Source organism: Herbiconiux sp. 11R-BC (genome assembly GCF_049472555.1).
Lineage (GTDB): Bacteria > Actinomycetota > Actinomycetes > Actinomycetales > Microbacteriaceae > Herbiconiux.
The window spans coordinates 135,778-154,729 of record NZ_JBCEBO010000002.1; the positions used below are offsets into that span (position 1 = coordinate 135,778).

Consider the following 18,952-nt stretch of genomic DNA (forward strand, 5'->3'; position numbering starts at 1 on the left):
CTCTCGTCGTCGGTCGTCGGCCCCTACGCGGTCAGCTCGGCGAGGGGCGTGTAGCCGAAGGCCGGGAAGGCCTCCGCGGTGCCCGCGTGGGTGAGCACGCCGTCGACGGTGGAGACCGCCGGCACGAGCGCCGCATTCCGCGCCACGGCAGCGCGCCAGCCGAGGTCGGCCAGCTGCACCACGTAGGGCAGGGTCGCGTTCGTGAGCGCGGCGGTCGAGGTCGACGACACGGCTCCCGGCATGTTCGCCACGCAGTAGAAGATCGAGTTCGCCACCGTGTAGGTAGGCTCGTCGTGGGTCGTGGGTCGCGAGTCCTCGAAGCAGCCGCCCTGGTCGATCGCGATGTCGACGAGCACCGAGCCCGGCTTCATCCGGCTCACCAGCTCGTGCGACACGAGCTTCGGCGCCTTCGCCCCCGGCACCAGCACGGCGCCGATCACGAGGTCGGCCTCGAGAACCGACTTCTCCACCTCGAAGGCGTTCGACACCACGGTCTTCACTCGGCCGCCGAACAGCTCGTCGAGGTGACGCAGGCGCGGGATGCTCAGGTCGAGCACCGTGACGTCGGCCCCGACCGCGACGGCCTGCTGCACGGCGTTCTCGCCGGCCATGCCGCCGCCGATCACGGTGACCTTCGCCGGGCGCACTCCGGGCACCCCGCCGAGCAGCACCCCGCGGCCACCCTTCGAGCCCATCAGGTGGTAGCCGCCCACCATCACCGAGAGGCGGCCAGCCACCTCGCTCATCGGAGCGAGCAGCGGCAGCGTGCCGTCGGCCAGCTGCACGGTCTCGTAGGCGATGGAGGTGGCCTTCGAGGCGAGCAGCGCCTCGACCAGGGGCTCCGCGGCGGCCAGGTGCAGGTAGGTGAAGAGCAGCTGGCCCTCGCGGATGCGCCCGTACTCGGCGGCGATGGGCTCTTTGACCTTGACGATCATCTCGGCCTCCCACACGGCGTCGAGCCCGACGACGGATGCGCCCGCCGCCGCGTACTCCTCGTCGCCGATCGCGGCGCCCACCCCCGCACCCTCCTGCACGAGCACGGTGTGCCCGTGGCGCACCAGCTCGAAGACGCCCGAGGGCGTCATCGCCACACGGAACTCGTTGTTCTTGATCTCCTTCGGCACGCCGATGATCACGGGGACTCCTTCTCGAGGCAGGCTGGTCGCGCCGAAGGTTCGGCGTCGTCGTTTGAATTATCAAAGCGATTTGTTACCGTGTCATTAACTCCGAAGAAGATTCGGTGCATCCACTAAATCCAGCCATCTGATTCGAAAGAAGGTCACCGTGCCGGTCGTCGACGAAATCGATGAGCGCATCGTCTGGGAGCTCACCCGCGAAGGGCGCCTGCCCAACAAGGAGCTGGCGGAGCGGGTGGGCATCGCCGCATCGACTTGCCTCGTGCGGGTGCGCGCGCTGCAGCAGAGCGGCGTGCTGCGCTCGTTCCACGCGCAGCCCGACTGGGCCTCGCTCGGCCTGCCGATCGAGGCGATCGTCGCGGTGCGCCTCAAGGCGCAGGCGCGGGCGCAGATCAAGAGCTACGCCCAGCGGGTCATCACCCTGCCGAACGTGCTCAACGTGTTCTTCCTCGGCGGGGCCGACGACTTCCTGATCCACGTGGCCTGCACCTCCACCGGTCAGCTGCGCGACTTCGTGGCGAGCGAGCTGAGCATGGACAACTCGGTGGCCTCGACACAGACCAACATCGTCTTCGACCACCTCATCGGCGTGGAGCACATGGATGCCGGCTCCAGCTGGAGCCAGGTGCGCTCCGCGGTGACCCCGGTCGCCACGGCTCCCCCGCTCCCGCTCCCGGCGCCGGGCGCGCGCCCGTGACCGCAGAGCTCGGCTGACTCAGGCCCAGAATCCCTCGTGCACCACGGTGGCGGCGGGGAGGGCGACGGGGCCGACGACCTCGATCGGGCGCCCTCCGCGCGCGAAGACCTCACGGCTCGGCAGCACGAGCGTCGGCTCGCTCGACGCCTCCGGCACGAAGTCGCGCAACGCCTTCTCCGAGAGCGCGAAGACCACCCGGGGGATGCCGGCCCAGTAGATGGCCCCCGAACACATCGCGCACGGCTCGGTGCTCGTGTAGAGCGTGCTGCCCGCGAAGGCGGCGGCATCGACGTGCTGAGCGGCCGCGGCCCGCACGAGGTTGCTCTCGGCGTGCGCCGTGGGGTCGTGCGTGCTGAACACCGAGTTCAGCGCCTCGACCACGGCTCCCTCCGCCGTCACGAGCACCGCGCCGAAGGGGTGGTCGCCGCGGTCGCGCGCCTGCTGCGCGAGCGCGACCGCCCGCTCGAGGTGGGCGAGGTCGCCGGAGGCGAGGGCGGCCGGGGCGAGCAGCTCGTGTTCCATGCGTTCAGCCTTCCACAGGTACGTGGGCGTCGAGGTCGGGCGGGCGCCGCTCGCCGCCGAGCGAGGCGCGGCGCCGGCCGAGCGCGAGCAGCGGGAACAGCAGCACCGACAACATCCCCGCTCCCACGAGTGCCGCCGCGGTGCCGGCCTGCAGCACCCCCTCGTCGAGACCGATCTCGGTCACCGCCACGATGATCGGCAGCCCGGTCGCGCTGAACAACACGATCGCCGTTCGATCGTTGCGGGATGCGCCGGGCGGCGCCGCGAGCAGCCCCGGCAGCCCGCGCACCAGCAGGAACAGCACGAGGAACACCGGCAGCAGCAGGAGCGCGTTCGGCTCCGTGAGCAGCGAGTGCAGATCGAAGGTGACGCCGGTGTAGATGAAGAACACCGGCACGAGGAACCCGAAGGCCACCGCCTCGAGCTTCGACTCGATGAACGCCAGGTCGGACTTCTTCGCCCCCGACAGCAGCACGCGGTACAGGATGCCGGCGGCGAAGGCCCCGAGCAGCATGTCGAGCCCCAGCGCGAGGCTGAGCACCACGAGCGCGGCGACGATGAGCAGCACGAGCCGCACGGCGAACTGCCCGCTGGTGTGCAGCGTCGCCGTGACGATCGCGTGCATGCGGGTGTGAGGCCCGCGCGAGGCCAGCCAGATGCCGAGAGCCGTCACGACGGCGAAACCCAGGAGCACCAGGGCGGCGACACCGGGGCTGCGGCCGCTGAGGAACAAGGAGATCGCCACCAGCGGACCGAACTCGCCCGCGGCCCCGATGGCCGTGACGGCGAGGCCGAACGGCGTCGACAGCTCCCCCGCGTCACGGAGCACCGGCATCAGCGTGCCGAGCGCGGTGGAGGTCAGCGCGACGGCGATGAACACCCCCGCCTCCACGGTCGGCGCGAGCACGATGCCGATCACGAGCCCCAGAGCCAGCGACACCAGCCAGCCGAGGGCCGCGCGGGTGAGCGGCCGACCCTTGATGGCCGCGAAGTCGATCTCGTTGCCGGCCATGAAGAAGAGCATCGCGAGCCCGAAGTTCGCGAGCGTGCCGATGAAGTCGCTCTCCGGCACCCAGCCCAGAACGCTCGGGCCCACCAGCAGCCCGAGCACGATCTCGAACACCACGAGCGGCACCTTAGCCACCCGGCCGATCGCGGCGGCCAGCATCGGCGCGACGACGGCCAGCAGTGGCACGATCACCAGAGCGGTGTCGAAGGAACCCATGCGATCTCCCGGACTCTCTGACCGACGGCCCCCGGCGGGCTGCTCAGACCGACGCCCACAGCTCCGGATGCGCGAGGCCGAGCTCCACGGCCGCCTCGCGACTGGAGACCTCGATCTTGCGGAAGAGCGATTGCGTCTGCGACTTGATCGTATTGCGCGACACGTGCTCGTGCTGCGCGATCTGGTCGGTGCTGAGTCCGTCGATCAGCAGCCGGAGCACCACCTGTTCCCGATGGCTGAGGGCCGCGACGAAGGGCCGCCCGGCAGCGGGCCGGTTCGCCCGCTCGAGCGCGCTCCCGATGGCCGGGGGAATGCCGACACCGGCAGCGGCCGAGAGCGCCTCGAGCTCCGGGCCCTCGAAGTGCGTGAGCACCGAGTGCAGACCCTCGTGCAGTGCGAGCTGAAGACAGGTGGTGAAGCTCGCCGCGGCATCCTGCTCCCGGCCGAGCTGCAGCTGGGCGGCCGCGGTCACGGCGAGCATCTCGACGCTCGTGCGCGGGGTGTCGGCCTGCACGAGGAAGGGCCCCGCCACGGCCAGGGCGCGCCGGGCCTCGCCTTGACGCGCGAGCACCCAGGCCGAGACGATGGCCCCGCTCTCGACGGCCGACTCCACCCTCGAGCCTCGCAGCTCACCAGCCACCTCGGCGCTCGCGCGGAGGTCGCCGGCGGCCTGGAGCAGGGTGGCCTCGCTGAGACGCAGCAACCAGTGGTTGAGCCCCGACTGCGACAGGGCCGGCAGGTGCGAGCGCGCGGCGGCGCGCAGCTGCACCAGCTGTGCCCGAGGGTCGCCGAACTTCGCAGCCAGACGCGACTCCACGTAGGCCCGCAGCACCCACTGCTCCGGCGCCATCTCGTCGCCCGGCGTGCGGTCGAGGGCGGCGGAGGCGGCGAGGGGGTCGAGGCCGTCGATGGCCGCGACGGCTTCGGCCAGGCCGCCCATCACCCCCACCGTGTCGGGTGGGGCGGCGGCGTCGAGGCCGGGCATCCGCGCGATCCACCGCTCGCGCTCGCGGCGGTCGCCGCCGAGGCTCGCGATGAAGGCGATCGAGCCCGCCGATTCCGCCGCCATGCGGGCGTTGCCGAAGGCGAGTGCTTCGTCGTAGCTGCGCTCGAAGCCGTGCAGCGCATCCGTGAGGTGGCCGCCGAAGAGCAAGGAGATCGCCCACTGCACGCGCATCTCGGCGAGCACGGGCCTGACCGCCACGAGCGCCTCGTCGGACACGTCGGCGAGCGTGCTGTGGATCTCGCGCACCGTGTCGACGGCGTGGCCGAAGGCGCCGATGAAGCGGTCGGAGGCGGTGCGTGCGGTGAGCACCGCGAGCGTGTCGAGCAGCCCGGCGGGCGGCGTGGGCGTGTGCTGGAAGCGCACGGGCCGCACCTCGCCCGAGTCGGGGATGAAGTTCAGGTAGTCCCGCGCCACGCCCAGGCGGGCATTCGCTTCGAGCACCTCGGCGGGCAGCGCGTTGAGCGCGACCCGCAGAGTCTCCCGCGGCCCCTGCATCAGCAGCGTCCAGTCGTCGCCGATGATCGCGACCACGGCATCCCAGTCCTGGGCACCCAGCGCGTCGCGAAGCCGTTCCTCAGGGGTGCTCACGCGCCGAGTTTAGCTCGGCAGATGGCGCTCCGCGGGTCCGTTGTAGAGGCTCAGCGGCCGGATGAGGGCGTTCGAGGCGAGCTGCTCCCGGATGTGCGCGGTCCACCCCGTGATGCGCGCCGCCACGAACAGCGGAGTGAACATCTCGGTGTCGAAGCCCATCAGGCGGTAGGCCGGGCCGGACGGGTAGTCGAGATTGGGCTTGATGTTCTTGCGCGCCTGCATCGCGTCATCGAGCGCGGTGTAGAGGGCACCGAGCTCGGGGGCGTCGTACTCCACGATCAGGGTGTCGAGAGCCGCCTTCATGGTGGGCACCCGCGAGTCGCCGTTCTTGTAGACCCGGTGGCCGAAGCCCATGATCTTGCGTTTCTCGGCGAGCGCCGCATCCAGCCAGGCCTCGGCGGCGTCCGCCGTGCCGATCTCGTCGAAGATGTGCATCACGGCCTCGTTGGCCCCGCCGTGCAACGGGCCCTTGAGCGCGCCGATCGCCGCGACGACGGCCGAGTAGAGGTCGCTGAGCGTCGAGGTCACCACGCGGGCCGTGAAGGTCGAGGCGTTGAACGAGTGCTCGGCGTAGAGGATCATCGAGACGTCGAAGGCGTCGACCACCACGGCCGAGGGCACCTCGCCGAAGGTCATGTTCAGGAAGTTCGCGGAGTAGCCGAGCGAGGCATCCGGCTCCACCAGGGCGAGCCCGCGACGGCGGCGCTGGTCGTAGGCCACGATGGCGGGCAGCTTCGCGAACAGCGACACGGCCTTCGCCAGATTGCCCTCCGGGCTCGCGTCGGCCCAATCGGGGTCGAGGGCGCCGATGACGCTCACCGCGGTGCGCACCACGTCCATCGGATGCGCGGTGAGCGGCAGTTCGTCGATCACACGCTTCACCGCCGGGTCGAGCGCGCGCTGACCCCGCTCATCGGCCTCGAAGGCCTCGAGCTCGGCCGAGGTGGGCAGGTCGCCGTTCCAGAGCAGATAGGCCACCTGTTCGAACGAGCACGAGGCCGCGAGCTCCTGCACGGGGTAGCCGCGGTAGAGCAGCGAGTTCGTCTCGGGGTTCACCTTCGAGACGGCGGTGTAGTCCACCACCACGCCGGCCAGGCCTTTGCGGATCTCGGGTTCTTCGGTCATGTCAGTCACTCCTTCGTGAGGTCGCCGGCTCAGCGCGCGGTCGGGACGTCGAAATTGAAAACGGAGGTGTCGAAGGCGTTGTACGACTCGTAGTCGAGCAGTTCGTAGAGCCTTGCACGGGTCTGCATGGTGGGCACCTGTCCGCGGAGTGAACCTTCGGCGACGAGTTCGTCGAGGCCGCGCTCGGCGGCGCCCATCGCGATGCGCAGCAGGGACACGGGGTAGATGACGAGGTTCACACCGACGTCGGCGAGCTGCTGGTTGGTGAACAGCTCGCTCTTGCCGAACTCGGTCATGTTGGCGAGCAGCGGCACGTCGACGGCGGCGCGCATCGCCTCGAACTCCTCGAGCGAGGCCATGGCCTCGGGGAAGATCGCGTCGGCCCCCGCGTCGACGAGCTGCTTCGCGCGGTCGATCGCGGCGCCGAGCCCGTCGACGCCCCGGATGTCGGTGCGGGCCATGATGAGCAGGTTCGGGTCGCGCCGCGCATCCGCCGCCGCCCGGATGCGCTTCACGGCCGTGTCGGCGTCGACGACGGCCTTGCCGTCGAGGTGACCGCAGCGCTTCGGGTTCACCTGGTCCTCGATGTGGAGCCCGGCGATTCCGGCGTCTTCGAGCGACTGCACGGTGCGGGCCACGTTCATCGGTTCGCCGAAGCCGGTGTCGGCGTCGATCAGCGCCGGCAGGTCGGTCATCCGCGCGATCTGGCCGCCTCGGGCCGCGACCTCGCTGAGGGTGGTGAGCCCGATGTCGGGCAGGCCCAGGTCGGCCGCGATCACCGCGCCGGAGATGTAGACGCCCTCGAAGCCCTTGTCCTGGATGAGACGGGCGCTCAGGGGGTTGAAGGCCCCGGGCATCCGCTGCAGCACGCCCGAGTTCAGGGCAGCCCGGAACGCGGCGCGCTTCTCGGCGGCGGGAACGGTCGAGTACAGCATCAGAAGAGTCCCTTCGGCAGCGGGATCGATTCGAGCAGCCCGGGGCGGGCCTGCACGGTGAGTCCGCCGAGCTCCTCCGCGGAGAGTTCGGGCAGCCGCTGCACAAGGGCGAGGAAGCGCGCGATCTCCGCCTCCTCGACCACGCCCGCGGCGAGGGTCTCGAACTTGCGGATGTAGTCGGCCCGGGCGAAGGGGCGGGCGCCGAGCGGATGCGCGTCGGCCACCGCGATCTCGTCGGTGACGGTCGTCCCGTCGTGCAGGATGATCTCCACCCGTCCGCCGAAGGCCTTCTCAGCCGGGTCTTCGGAGTGGTAACGGCGGGTCCACTCGGTGTCCTCGAGCGTGCGCACCTTCTGCCAGAGCTCCACGGTGTCGGGGCGGCCGGCGCGCTCCGGCGCGTAGGAGTCGACGTGGTGCCACGCGCCGTCCTGCAGCGCCACGGTGAAGATGTAGGGGATGGAGTGGTCGAGCGTCTCGCGGCTGGCGGTGGGGTCGTACTTCTGCGGGTCGTTCGCGCCCGAGCCGATCACGAAGTGGGTGTGGTGGCTGGTGTGGATGGTGACGCTGCCCACGTTCGCCGGGTCGGCGAGCTCCGGATGCTCGTGGTGCAGCTTGCGGGCCAGGTCGATCCAGGCCTGCGCCTGGTACTCGGCCGAGTGCTCCTTGGTATAGCTGTCGAGGATGGCGCGCTTGGCCTCGCCGGCGGCCGGCAGCGAGACGCGGTAGTGCGCATCCGGCCCGTCGAGGAGCCAGGCGATCACGCCGTCCTCGCCCTCGTAGATCGGGGTGGGGCTGGTCTGCCCGCGCATCGCGCGATCGACGGCCTCGACCGCCATCTTGCCCGCGAACGCGGGGGCGTGCGCCTTCCAGGTGGAGATCTCGCCCTTGCGGGACTGCCGGGTGGCGGTGGTGGTGTGCAGCGCCTGGCCGATGGCCTGGAAGATCGTCTCGACGTCGAGACCGAGCAGGGTGCCGATGCCGGCGGCGGCCGACGGACCGAGGTGGGCCACGTGGTCGATCTTGTGCTTGTGCAGGCTGATGCCCTTCACGAGGTCGATCTGGATCTCGTAGCCCGTCGCGATGCCGCGCACGAGCTCCGCGCCGGTGCGGCCGGCGTGCTGGGCCACGGCGAGGATGGGCGGGATGTTGTCGCCCGGGTGGGAGTACTCCGCCGCGAGGAAGGTGTCGTGGTAGTCGAGCTCGCGCACGGCCACGCCGTTCGCCCAGGCCGCCCACTCGGGGCCGTAGCGCCCGGCGACACCGAACACCGTGGCACCGGGCGAGTAGGGGTGATCGAGGGCCTGGGCCCGGGCCGCGATGCCCGGGCCGCGCGTGATCGACGCGGTGGCGACGGCCGCGTTGTCGATCATCCGGTTGATCACCATCTCGGTGACCTCCTCGGTGACCGCCACGGGGTCGGTGGCGACCGTGGCGATCTTGTGGGCGAGCTGGTCTTCGCGGGCGAGGTTCTCGTCGCTCTTGTACACACGCACGTCGTGCTGCTTCATCGGAGGGGGGCTTCCTTTGCTGAGGTCGTCGCGGAGGAGAGGGAAAGAGGGAGTGGGGTCGCCGCGGGCAAGGAGCCCAGGGTCGACCGCAGGCTCCGCGCGAGGTGCACGCGGGTGGCATCGGCGGCGAGCCGCACGTCGCCGTCGACGATCGCGTCGACGATGAGCAGGTGCTCGCGTGCCGCTTCGAGCAGGCGGGCGGGGTTGTCGCGGGAGAGGCGGCGGATGCGCGCGAGGTGCGTGCGCACCCCGCCGAGCGCCGACACCAGGAACGGGTTGCGCACCGCCTCGTCGACCGCCTCGTCGAAGCGCGTCACGAGGTCGTAGTAGGCGCGATGGCCCGGATCGGCCGAGTCGTCGGCCAGCAGCGCCGGCACCTCGCGGAACTCGTTCTGGAGGGCGAGGAACGGGGCGGCCTCGCGCCGCTCGGCGGCGAGCGCGGCGGCCTGCGCCTCGAGCGCCTGACGGAGCTCGTAGAGTTCCGTCACGTTCTCGGCGGAGACCGGCGTCACCACGAGGCCGCGACCGCCGAGCGGCTCGACGAGGCCGTCGGCGACGAGGCGGGCGAGAGCCTCGCGCACCGGCGTGCGGGAGAGGCCGAGGCGGGCGGAGAGCTCGACCTCGGCGAGCACGCTGCCCGGGCCGAGCTGCCACGACAGGATGTCGGCGCGCAGGGCCTCGTAGGCCGTGTCGCTCGCGCGGGCCACTAGGCCCACTCTCCCGATGTATACATTGCTGCCAAGATACTCCGGTCGGGCGGCGAAAGCAACGGGATTCTTGGCGGTTCTGTATACACAGAACGGTGAGCCCGGCTCGGATTCGAACTTCTCGGGAGGCGTGCCTAGGCTCGGATCATGAGCGCGCACGAGCATCTCCCGCGGGGACGGGCGAGTCTCGAGGTGCTGCGCGCCGAGGCGAAGGACGAGCTCGACACCATCGTGCACGAGCGCCTGCTCGCCGGAGAAGACCCGTGGGCCTTCATGGAGGAGCTGCCCACGGTCGACGAACTCGTGGTCTATCTCCTGCGCGCCGACAACATCAACGAGAACGGCGGGCAGCGGCCCGGCTCGGCCCGCAACTACCGCGTGCTGCGCCAGATCGCGCTCGATCACCCCGCCCTCACGCGCACCGTGTGGCGCCTCATCGGCCAAGCGGATGCCCAGGGCGCACTCAGACAGCAGACAGGCTGAAACTCCGAGTCCGGGATAGCATATGGCGGTGTCCAGCTCTTCCCCCCTCGTCTATGTCGTCGTCCCGACGTACAACGAACGGGACAACATCGTCGAATTGATCCTGCGTCTGTCCGCGCTCGGAGTGCCCCGCCTCAACGTGCTCGTCGTCGACGACGGCTCCCCCGACGGCACCGGTCAGGTGGTCGAGGAGATCGGCGCGAGCGACACCTCGGTGCACGTGCTGCACCGCGCGGTGAAAGACGGCCTCGGCCGCGCCTACGTCGCCGGCATGATGGCCGCCCTCGAGGCCGGCGCCGACGTCGTCATCCAGATGGACGCCGATCTCTCGCACCCCACCGAGGTCATCCCCACCATGCTCGAGCGGCTCCGCACCGCCGACGTCGTCGTGGGCTCGCGCTACGTCGAGGGCGGCTCCGTCGCCGCCGACTGGCCGTGGCACCGGCGCCTGCTCTCCTGGGGGGCCAACGTCTACGTCGAGGCCATCCTGCGCCTGGGCATCAAGGACAGCACGGCCGGCTTCAAGGCCTGGCGGGCGGATGCGCTGCGCACCATCCACCTGCCCTCCATCCACTCGAACGGCTACGCCTTCCAGGTGGAGATGGGGTACCGCGCCTCGCTCTCGGGCCTGCGCACGGTCGAGACGCCCATCCGCTTCGTCGAACGCGCCGACGGCACCTCGAAGATGAGCCTGAAGGTGCAGCTCGAGTCCGCGGTGATGCCGTGGCGTCTGCGGGCACGCCGCCGCGAGCTCGTGGCCGTGGCGCCGGCGGGCGCCACCGGGACGGCTCCGACGGCCTAGGGCCGGTCGGCCGCAGGCAGGCCGGCTAGGCAGTGTCCGGCGTCAGTCCGGGACGGCGTCAGTCCGGGACCGCGGCCATCGCGCGCTCGACCGCCGCGATCGAGGCGGCGATGTCGCCGGCATCCGTCGACCAGTTGCTCACCGAGATGCGCAGCACCGCGCGGTCGCGCCAGCGCGAGCCCGACATCCACACCTCGCCGTCGTCGATGAGCGCCTGCGTCACCGCCCGGGTGCGCTTGTCGCTGCCGAAGCTCAGGCAGAGCTGCGTGAACACGACCTCGTTCAGGATCTCGACGCCGGGTAGCCGTCCGAGCCGCTCGGCGAGAGCCCGGGCGGTGTCCGTCAGCCGTTCCACGAGCTCGACCACTCCGCTGCGCCCGAGCGAGCGCAGGGCCGCCCAGACCGGAACGCCGCGGGCGCGGCGCGAGAACTCGGGAACGCGTTCGAAGGGGTCGCTCACGCCGTGCCCCTCGAGCACGAGGTAGCTCGTCTCGGCCGTGAAGCTCGCCCGCAGGGTCTCGGCGTTCGCCACGACGGCCACCCCGCAGTCGTAGGGCACGTTGAGGGTCTTGTGCGCATCCGTCGCCCAGGAATCGGCCAGCTCGATGCCGGCGAGCGCCTCCCGGTAGCGGGGGCTGGCCGCGGCCCACAGCCCGAAGGCACCGTCGACGTGCACCCAGGCACCGTGCGCGTGGGCGACGCGGATGCACTCCTCCATCGGGTCGAAGGCACCCGAGTGCAGGTTGCCGGCCTGGAGCACCACGATGGCGGGGCCGGGCGAGCCGCCGGCCGCGCCGGCCTCCAACTCGGCGGCGAGCGCCTCCGGACGGATGCGGCCCTGCTCGTCGGCGGCCACCGCCGTCGGCAGGCCCAGGCCGAGGTAGCGCAGGGCGATGTCGACCGACGCGTGCCGTTCGGCGCCCGCGATGACGCGCACGCGGGGACCTCCCGTGAGCCCGGCCGAGTCGACGTGCCAGCCCACGCGCTCGAGAACGTGCCGGCGCCCGGCCGCGAGGCCCGTGAAGTTTGCCATCGTGCCGCCCGTGGTGAAGCCGACTCCGGAGGCGGCGGGCAGGCCGAGCAGCTCGAGCAGCCACTGACCGGCCTGCTCCTCGAGGGCGGCGACCGCCGGGGTGGCGTAGCGCATGGCGGCGTTCTGATCCCACGCGCTGACCAGCCAGTCGGCGGCGAGCGCGGCCGGCAGGGTGCCCCCGATGACCCAGCCGAAGAAGCGGCCCGAGGGCATGGCCATGAGGCCCGGTTCGGCGTAGCGCGCCAGCTCGTCGACGACCTCGGCCGCCTCGGCGGGCCCGTCGCGCAGCTCCGCCGGGAGCGTCGCCGCGATCCCGTCCGCCGTCGCCCGCGGACGCACAGCGCGCGACGGCATCGACGCCAGCCACTCCAGCGAGTGGGCCCGCGCCCGGTCCAGCGCCTCTCGGTATGCCTCTTCGTCGGCCGACACACTTCGAGGGTAGCCACCGCGGGCGCTCAGGAACAGGGTCGCGCGATCAGTGCGGCGAGGTGCTGCCGGCCGCGAGGGTCAGTGCGCGCTCCAGCCGCCGTCGAGGAGGTAGCTCGAGCCCGTGGCCATCGCCGCTTCGTCCGAGGCGAGCCAGGCCACGAGCGACGCGACCTCACCCGGCTCCACCAGCCGCTTCACGGCGCTCTCCGCGAGCAGCACCCGCTCCAGCACCTCGTCCTCGCTGATGCCGTGCGCCTGGGCCTGCTGGGCGATCTGGCGCTCCACGAGCGGAGTGCGAACGTAACCCGGATTCACGCAGACACTCGTGACGCCGTGCGGGGCGCCCTCGAGGGCCGTGACCTTCGAGAAGCCCTCGAGGCCGTGCTTGGCGGCGACATAGGCGCTCTTGAACGCGGAGGCACGAAGTCCGTGCACCGAGGACACGTTCACGATGCGGCCGAAGCCGCGCTCGTACATGCCGGGCAGAGCGGCCCGCACGAGAAGGAAGGGCGCTTCGAGCATGAGGGCCAGGATGCGCCGGAATGCCGCGGGGTCGAAGCTCTCGATCGGGCTGATGTGCTGGATGCCGGCGTTGTTCACCAGGATGTCGATGTCGCCGAGGCGCTCCGCCAGCCGGGCGTCGCTCAGGGCGGCCACGTCGCTCAGGTCGACGGCCCAGGCGACAGCGGCGGGATGCTCCTGGCCCCGCCCGGCATCCGACCCCCCGTCCACCGGGTGGCCCGCGGCCCGCGCTTCGCACAGCTCGTCGGCGACGTGCTGGGCCCGGCGGGCGTCGACGTCGGCCACGACGACCGAGGCTCCCCGCTCGCTCAGAGCGCGGGCGACCGCTGCCCCGATGCCGCCGGCCGCTCCCGTGACGAGGGCGCGGCGACCGGCGAGCGGATGGGCGACGCCGGCGGGCACGAGCCGCGCGGCCGTGACCGGGGGCGAGCCGAGCATCGCGGTCACGATCGCACCCTCGCCGTCGCCGTCGCCGTTTCTCGCGCGGCATCGGCGGCGTCGACCGAGCGCAAGGAGATGCCGCGGGTCTCGCGGATCGTGAGCACGGTGATCGCGGTGATCACGCAGGCGATCACGATGTAGAACGCCACCGGCAGCCACGACCCGAAGCGCTGCAGCAGGGCCGACGCGATGATCGGCGCCAGGGACCCCGCAACGATCGAGGTCACCTGGTAGCCGAGCGAGACCCCCGAGTAGCGCATGCGGGTCGGGAACATCTCGGCCATGATCGCCGGCTGTCCGGCGTACATCAGGGCATGGAAGCAGAGCCCGATCGTCACCGCCGCCACGATCAGCACCGGGTTCAGAGTGTCGAACATCGGGAAGGCGAAGAAGGCCCAGGTGGCGCCCAGAACCGCTCCGGCGAAGTACACGGGCTTGCGGCCGATGCGGTCGGCGAGGCGCCCTACCTGCGGGATCACGGCGAAGTGAACCGCGTGCGCGATGAGCAGCGCGAGCAGGAGCTGGCTCGTGTTGTACTTGTGCACCGTCACGAGGTAGACGATCGAGAAGCTCACGATGATGTAGTAGAGGATGTTCTCGGCGAACCGGAGCCCCATGGCGGCGAGAACTCCGCGCGGGTAGCGGCGCACGACCTCGAAGACGCCGAGGCGAGCGGTGCGGGTGGCCTCCATCTCGGCGCGGGTCTCGACGAAGATCGGCGACTCGGTCACGTGGGTGCGGATGTAGTAGCCCACGAGAACGATGAGCGCCGAGATCCAGAACGCGACCCGCCAGCCCCAGCCGAGGAACTGCTCGGCGGGCAGCAGGGCCGACATCGCCAGGAGCACCAGGGTGGCGAGGAGGTTGCCCACCGGCACCGCCGCCTGCGGCCAGCTGGCCCAGAAGGCGCGCGATCGGTCGGGGCTCTGCTCGGCCACGAGCAGCACGGCGCCGCCCCACTCGCCGCCGAGCGCGAAGCCCTGGATGAAGCGCAGCGCCACCAGGAGCGCCGGCGCCCAGTAGCCGGCCGTGTCGAACCCCGGCAGACAGCCGATGAGGAAGGTCGCGGCGCCGATCATGATGATCGTGACCTGCAGCGTCTGCTTGCGGCCGAAGCGGTCGCCGATCTGGCCGAAGACGATGCCGCCGAGCGGGCGCGCCACGAATCCGACGGCGTAGGTGAGGAAGGCCGCGATGATGCCGTCGAGCTGGCTTCCGGCATTCGGGAAGAACACGGTGCCGAACACGAGGCTGGCGGCGGTGGCGTAGAGGAAGAACTCGTACCACTCGACCACGGTGCCCACCATCGATGCGGCGACCACCCGCTTGAGACCCCGCGGGGCCCGGTCGGCGTCGGCGGCGTCGCCGGGCCTTGGCGATCCCACCGTCGTCGTTCCGGTGCGCACTCGATCGTTCACACTCATCGTGCCTCCTGTTCGTCGTCGTTGACTGCACCGAGTATTCGTGCACATTCGGGTGGCTGCAATGGCTAATCCGGCGTACCCGATGTGCATAATTGCAGATGTGACCTCGTCGAGCTCGCCCGATCCGCACGATCTGCTCGTGCTGCTCTCCGTCGCGCGCACGGGCCGCTTCACCACGGCGGGCAGCACGCTCGGCCTCAACCACACCACCGTCGCCCGCCGTATCGCGGCCCTCGAACGCGATCTCGGCGGCCGCGTGCTCTCCCGCACGATCGGTGGCTGGGAGCTCACCGAGCTCGGCGGACGGGCCCTGCTCGCCGCTGAGGGCGTCGAGGCCGCGTTGGGCCTGCTCGACGCGGGCGGCCCCGGGTCACGGCTCTCCGGAGTGGTGCGGATGTCGGCCACCGACGGGTTCAGCGCCTTCATCGCGGCGCCCGCCATCGCGCGCCTCCAGCGCACGCATCCGCTTCTGCGGGTGGAGCTGATCACCGCAACCCGGCGCGCGCTCCAGCACCGCTCCGGGCTCGACATCGAGGTGGTGGTCGGAACGCCGTCCGCCCACCGGGCGGAGACCATCCCGCTCGGGCACTACACGCTCGGCATGTTCGCGACCCGGGCCTACCTCGACCTCCACGGGGAACCGCGCAGCCTCGAGGAGCTGATGACGCATCCGCTCGTCTACTTCATCGACTCGATGCTGCAGGTCGACGACCTCGACGCGCCCCGGCGGCTGGTGCCCGGGATGCGGGACTCGCTGAGTTCCACGAACGTGTTCGTGCACGTGGAGGCGACGCGGGCCGGGGCCGGCATCGGCTTTCTGCCCTGCTTCATGGCGGAACGGCACGACGATCTGCTGCGGCTGCTGCCGGAGCTGATCGAAGAACGCCTGCCCTATTGGATGGTCGTGCGGCCCGACTCGCTCGCACAGCCCGCCGTGGCCGCGGTGGTCGAGGCGCTGCGCGAACAGACCACGTCGATGTCGGCCGCGCTTCTCGGGGGCGCCTCGGCCACGGCTTAGCCGAGGGCGCGGCTCAGCCGGCGATCCGGCTCAGCTTGCGATCCGGCTCAGCTTGCAATCCGGCGTAGAGCGGAGGTCAGGCGCTTCCAGGTCGACGGCGGAGCTTCGATCACGGGCGTTCCCGCGAGCTCCTGCACCTGGATGTGATCCATCACGAACACCGTGCCGGGCTCGGGACGGGCGGCGGGGCCCGTCATCGAGGGGCGACCCTGGGCGACCCAGCTCAGGTAGGCCGCGTAGGGATCCGACGAGTCGCCCGCGGCGACGGGCGCGGGCTCGCGAGGGGCCGTGCGGCGGTAGTGATTGAAGGCCATCGTTCCCCTCCTGCCAAAATCGTCCCCTGATTGTGACGAAAGCGCACCCCGCCGGGCGATTCGTTACCTGTTCGTTTCATGTGGACACCGCTCAGGAACGATGCAAAAGGATCGACCGCCGCGCCGCGCAGGCCGCGACGGGCAGGCGGCCACCGCGTTCAGGCGGAGAGCAGCATCCGCTCTTCGACCACGTCGACGGCCACCAGCACGCCATCGCCACGGCACTCCACGCAGAGCACCACGTCGTCGTCGAACAGGGCCTGCATCGGGTCGGCACCCGAGCCTTCGCATCGTTCACACGTTTCGAGGTTCATCATGAGGCCATTGTGCGCCGCACCTCCGACATTCCAAGCGCCCACGCCGAACCACTAGGTTAAAGACTGCCGTAGCGCTCACTGCGAACTCGCAGCGCTCACGCAGCACCGCACCCCTCTTTCGCCGTCGAAGAATCGGACTGAATCATGTCGTATCCTGCTGCCCCGGAACCCTCCGAGCCCTCCCTCCTCGCCAAACTGATCTCCGAGACCGCGGGCACCTTCCTGCTGGTGTTCGCCGTGGTCGGCACCGGTACCTTCTCGGCCTTCTTCGGGGCGCAGGATGCCGGCAACCCGCTCGGCGTCGGATTCCTCGGCGTCGCGCTCGCGCTCGGGCTCGCCGTGATGATCGGCGCCTATGCTTTCGGCCCGACCTCGGGCGGTCACTTCAACCCGGCCGTCACCCTCGGGCTCGCCGCCGCCCGGCGCTTCGCCTGGAGCGGCGTGCTGCCCTACATCGTGGCGCAGATCGTAGGCGCCGCGCTGGCCTCCACGGCGGTGTTCGCCCTCGCGTCCGGCGGCCCCGCCGGCTTCCTCGACAGCGCGACCGGGGGCGGCTTCGTCTCCAACGGCTTCGGCGAGCACTCGCCCGGCGGCTTCGGCATCGGTTCGGCCATCGCGGCCGAGATCATCATCACCTTCCTGTTCCTCCTGGTGATCCTCGGCGTCACGAACGCTCGGGCCGTGGCCGGCTTCGCCCCCATCGCGATCGGCTTCACGCTCACGCTGATGCTGCTCGTCACCATCCCGATCGACAACGCCTCGCTCAACCCGGCGCGCTCGATCGCGACCGCCGTCTACGGCGGCGGCGACTGGCTGGCGCAGCTGTGGGTGTTCATCGTGTTCCCGATCGTGGGCGCGCTGATCGCCGGATTCAGCTACCGCTTCCTGTTCGACACCGTCAAGAAGCTGCCCGCGCAGAACTGACCGTTCCGCAGGTCACGGGCGCGTGCTCACCTCTGTGGGTGCGCGCCCGTTCCGTTCCCCCCGGGGGCCGCGGCGCCGCGGTCGGCGAGCACGCCGTGCAGCTCCGCCATGAGCGCCCGCGAGAAATGCGGGCACCGCAGCTCCACGCTCTCGCCGAAGCTGTCCACCGTGAGCGTGCGCTTGTCGGGCACCACCTCGAAGCGCACCTGACCCCGGTGCCAGAGGAAGGTCTGGTGCCAGCCCATGGTGGCGTAGACCCAGACGTCGCTCACCTCGATGCGGGTCACCACCTCGCGACGGTCGAAGAACGCGCCGAACACCGAGGGGAGGAGCCGGAGCGCGCTCGCGCGGAAGATGCGGGTGTGCGCCGGCGGCGCCTCCGCGCTGCGTCGCCCGTCGGGGGCGCGCGGCGGGACTGCCATCCCGCGCTCGCCCAGCACCTCCGAGAGGCCCACCTCGTCATCGAAGGGCACGGAGAAGTCCGCCTCGCCGTAGCCGTTGTGCTGCGCGTCGCGCCAGGTGTCGTTCACGTGTCCGCCCATCCGTGTGCCGTGTGCCGTCTCAGGGAGAAGCACGGCGGCCGCTGGGGGATGCCGCCGCCGCGCCTCTCACCGAAGAAGACGCGGCCGCTCCCGAATCATGACGCGACAGTTCCACCCGATTCGACGCCTCAGAACAGCGTCGGCTCCGCCTCTCCTCCTTCGCTCTCCGCCCGCGTCAGCAGCGTGACGAGTGCGACGTTGATGAACAAGCGCTCCCGACCCACCTTCACGTCTGAGAGAACCCCGTTCGCGACGAGCGAGTTGAGCCATCCGGTCGCTGTAGGCCGCGAGACCCCGCAGGCCCCCATGACATTCGCGATGCGGCAGTAGGGCTGCTCGAACAGCACGGCCAGGAGGTCGGCATTCGGACCGCCCGGGGTCACGGAACGGATCGCCTCTCGCGCGCGTTCCTGAAGGTGATGGATCGCGTCGATCTTCCTGACCGTCCAGACAGCTGTCGCACGGAGGCCCTCCAGGAGGAAGAGGATCCACTCCTCCCATTCGCCGTCCTTCGTGACGGCGAGGAGCCGGTCATAGTATTCGTCCTTGTGCTCGATGATGAATCGGGATAGATAGAGCACGGGCTGCTGGATGATTCCCGCTTCGACGAGGAGCAGGATGTTGAGGATGCGGCCCGTGCGGCCGTTACCGTCGTCGAAGGGATGAATCGCCTCGAACTGATAGTGCGCGATCGCCATCACCACGAGCGGGTCAAGGCCCCGCGCGTCGTGAATGAACTCCTGCCAATTGGTGAGCTTGTCGCGGATGACGGCCTCGCCGACCGGCGGCGTGTAGACAGCCTTCTGGGTGACCGGATTCCCGATGAAGGTGCCGGAGCGCGACCTGATCGGCATCTCCCGGTGCTTGACGATCGAGCAGACGTCAATCGCCGAACTCACCGAGAGCGGTCTCGTGGCGAGTCCGGCGAAGCCCGCGAAGAGCGCCGCGCGGTATTGGAGCGTCTCCTTCGTGGCCGGGTCGCTCGCAGCGCTCTCGTCGCCGGCGAAACGGAACAGATCGTCGGTCGTCGTGACGATGTTCTCAATCTCGGAACTCGCCTGAGCCTCGAGAAGAGGAATCGCATTGATGAGGACGTGCGGATTCGGGATGCGCCTCATCGCCTGGTCGAGAGCCGCCAGTGCAGCGCGCGCTTCGATCGCCGACTTGAGCACGCGAATCGACTCCACGCCGGGAGCGGGAGGCATCGGAGGGAGGTCGTTGTACGGAACATCAGCGCGCCATGTCACGTGA

20 protein-coding genes are annotated in these 18,952 nt (G+C 70.5%); 5 read left to right on the forward strand and 15 right to left on the reverse strand.

Features of this window, described 5'->3' with window-relative positions:
* Positions 1-23: 23 nt before the first annotated feature.
* Positions 24-1,136, reverse strand: a complete 1,113-nt coding sequence (gene ald / locus VD659_RS05780; RefSeq protein WP_423260178.1) for an alanine dehydrogenase — start codon at positions 1,134-1,136, stop codon at positions 24-26.
* Between the two features lie 148 nt (positions 1,137-1,284).
* On the opposite strand from ald, the gene VD659_RS05785 reads away from it, so the two are divergent.
* On the forward strand, positions 1,285-1,833 hold the full coding sequence (locus VD659_RS05785) for an Lrp/AsnC family transcriptional regulator (RefSeq protein ID WP_423260179.1): 549 nt from the start codon (positions 1,285-1,287) through the stop codon (positions 1,831-1,833).
* A gap of 18 nt (positions 1,834-1,851) precedes the next feature.
* On the opposite strand, the gene VD659_RS05790 is transcribed toward VD659_RS05785, so the two are convergent.
* From VD659_RS05790 to VD659_RS05820, 7 genes are read right to left on the reverse strand one after another with little or no spacing between them, the layout of a single operon-like run.
* Positions 1,852-2,355: a nucleoside deaminase gene (locus VD659_RS05790; protein WP_423260180.1), complete on the reverse strand. Its 504-nt coding sequence runs from the start codon at positions 2,353-2,355 to the stop codon at positions 1,852-1,854.
* 4 nt (positions 2,356-2,359) lie between these two features.
* A complete protein-coding gene (locus VD659_RS05795; protein ID WP_423260181.1) occupies positions 2,360-3,580 on the reverse strand; it encodes a cation:proton antiporter in 1,221 nt (406 codons plus the stop codon).
* A gap of 43 nt (positions 3,581-3,623) precedes the next feature.
* Positions 3,624-5,174, reverse strand: coding sequence for a helix-turn-helix transcriptional regulator (locus VD659_RS05800; RefSeq protein WP_423260182.1), 1,551 nt, complete (start codon positions 5,172-5,174; stop codon positions 3,624-3,626).
* A gap of 9 nt (positions 5,175-5,183) precedes the next feature.
* Complete coding sequence (locus VD659_RS05805; protein ID WP_423260183.1) at positions 5,184-6,302, reverse strand: bifunctional 2-methylcitrate synthase/citrate synthase; 1,119 nt, start codon at positions 6,300-6,302, stop codon at positions 5,184-5,186.
* 29 nt (positions 6,303-6,331) lie between these two features.
* Positions 6,332-7,237 carry a methylisocitrate lyase gene (gene prpB / locus VD659_RS05810; protein ID WP_423260184.1) on the reverse strand — a complete coding sequence of 302 codons (906 nt, stop codon included), beginning with the start codon at positions 7,235-7,237 and terminating at the stop codon, positions 6,332-6,334.
* Entirely contained in the window at positions 7,237-8,745 is a 1,509-nt protein-coding gene (locus tag VD659_RS05815; protein WP_423260185.1) for an MmgE/PrpD family protein, read from the reverse strand. The genes prpB and VD659_RS05815 overlap by 1 nt, the downstream gene beginning before the upstream one ends.
* Positions 8,742-9,452, reverse strand: coding sequence for a GntR family transcriptional regulator (locus VD659_RS05820; protein WP_423260186.1), 711 nt, complete (start codon positions 9,450-9,452; stop codon positions 8,742-8,744). Before VD659_RS05820 ends, VD659_RS05815 begins: the two co-directional genes overlap by 4 nt.
* Before the next feature lie 147 nt (positions 9,453-9,599).
* On the opposite strand from VD659_RS05820, the gene VD659_RS05825 reads away from it, so the two are divergent.
* Both VD659_RS05825 and VD659_RS05830 read left to right on the forward strand, forming a co-directional pair.
* Entirely contained in the window at positions 9,600-9,935 is a 336-nt protein-coding gene (locus tag VD659_RS05825; protein ID WP_137838358.1) for a tryptophan synthase subunit alpha, read from the forward strand.
* A gap of 22 nt (positions 9,936-9,957) precedes the next feature.
* Positions 9,958-10,737: a polyprenol monophosphomannose synthase gene (locus tag VD659_RS05830; protein WP_423260187.1), complete on the forward strand. Its 780-nt coding sequence runs from the start codon at positions 9,958-9,960 to the stop codon at positions 10,735-10,737.
* A 58-nt stretch (positions 10,738-10,795) separates the two neighbouring features.
* Here the strand turns inward: VD659_RS05830 and VD659_RS05835 are convergent, their stop codons facing one another.
* From VD659_RS05835 to VD659_RS05845, 3 genes are all read right to left on the reverse strand, one after another.
* Positions 10,796-12,199, reverse strand: coding sequence for a pyridoxal phosphate-dependent decarboxylase family protein (locus tag VD659_RS05835; RefSeq protein ID WP_423260188.1), 1,404 nt, complete (start codon positions 12,197-12,199; stop codon positions 10,796-10,798).
* Positions 12,200-12,277: 78 nt separating this feature from the next.
* Positions 12,278-13,159 carry a 3-hydroxybutyrate dehydrogenase gene (locus tag VD659_RS05840; protein ID WP_423260687.1) on the reverse strand — a complete coding sequence of 294 codons (882 nt, stop codon included), beginning with the start codon at positions 13,157-13,159 and terminating at the stop codon, positions 12,278-12,280.
* Between the two features lie 5 nt (positions 13,160-13,164).
* Entirely contained in the window at positions 13,165-14,586 is a 1,422-nt protein-coding gene (locus VD659_RS05845; protein ID WP_423260189.1) for an MFS transporter, read from the reverse strand.
* A gap of 61 nt (positions 14,587-14,647) precedes the next feature.
* Between VD659_RS05845 and VD659_RS05850 the strand changes: the two genes are divergently transcribed.
* Positions 14,648-15,604, forward strand: coding sequence for a LysR family transcriptional regulator (locus VD659_RS05850; protein ID WP_423260190.1), 957 nt, complete (start codon positions 14,648-14,650; stop codon positions 15,602-15,604).
* Between the two features lie 47 nt (positions 15,605-15,651).
* On the opposite strand, the gene VD659_RS05855 is transcribed toward VD659_RS05850, so the two are convergent.
* Both VD659_RS05855 and VD659_RS05860 read right to left on the reverse strand, forming a co-directional pair.
* Positions 15,652-15,918 (reverse strand): hypothetical protein, encoded by a 267-nt coding sequence (locus VD659_RS05855; RefSeq protein WP_423260191.1) that lies wholly within the window; start codon positions 15,916-15,918, stop codon positions 15,652-15,654.
* 158 nt (positions 15,919-16,076) lie between these two features.
* Positions 16,077-16,235: a hypothetical protein gene (locus VD659_RS05860; RefSeq protein ID WP_423260192.1), complete on the reverse strand. Its 159-nt coding sequence runs from the start codon at positions 16,233-16,235 to the stop codon at positions 16,077-16,079.
* A 144-nt stretch (positions 16,236-16,379) separates the two neighbouring features.
* Between VD659_RS05860 and VD659_RS05865 the strand changes: the two genes are divergently transcribed.
* On the forward strand, positions 16,380-17,159 hold the full coding sequence (locus VD659_RS05865; protein ID WP_423260193.1) for an aquaporin: 780 nt from the start codon (positions 16,380-16,382) through the stop codon (positions 17,157-17,159).
* A 26-nt stretch (positions 17,160-17,185) separates the two neighbouring features.
* Here VD659_RS05865 and VD659_RS05870 read toward each other — a convergent pair whose 3' ends face one another.
* Together VD659_RS05870 and VD659_RS05875 are read right to left on the reverse strand one after the other, a co-directional pair.
* Positions 17,186-17,689: a hypothetical protein gene (locus tag VD659_RS05870; RefSeq protein WP_423260194.1), complete on the reverse strand. Its 504-nt coding sequence runs from the start codon at positions 17,687-17,689 to the stop codon at positions 17,186-17,188.
* 140 nt (positions 17,690-17,829) lie between these two features.
* Complete coding sequence (locus tag VD659_RS05875; RefSeq protein WP_423260195.1) at positions 17,830-18,873, reverse strand: Fic family protein; 1,044 nt, start codon at positions 18,871-18,873, stop codon at positions 17,830-17,832.
* Positions 18,874-18,952: the final 79 nt, after the last annotated feature.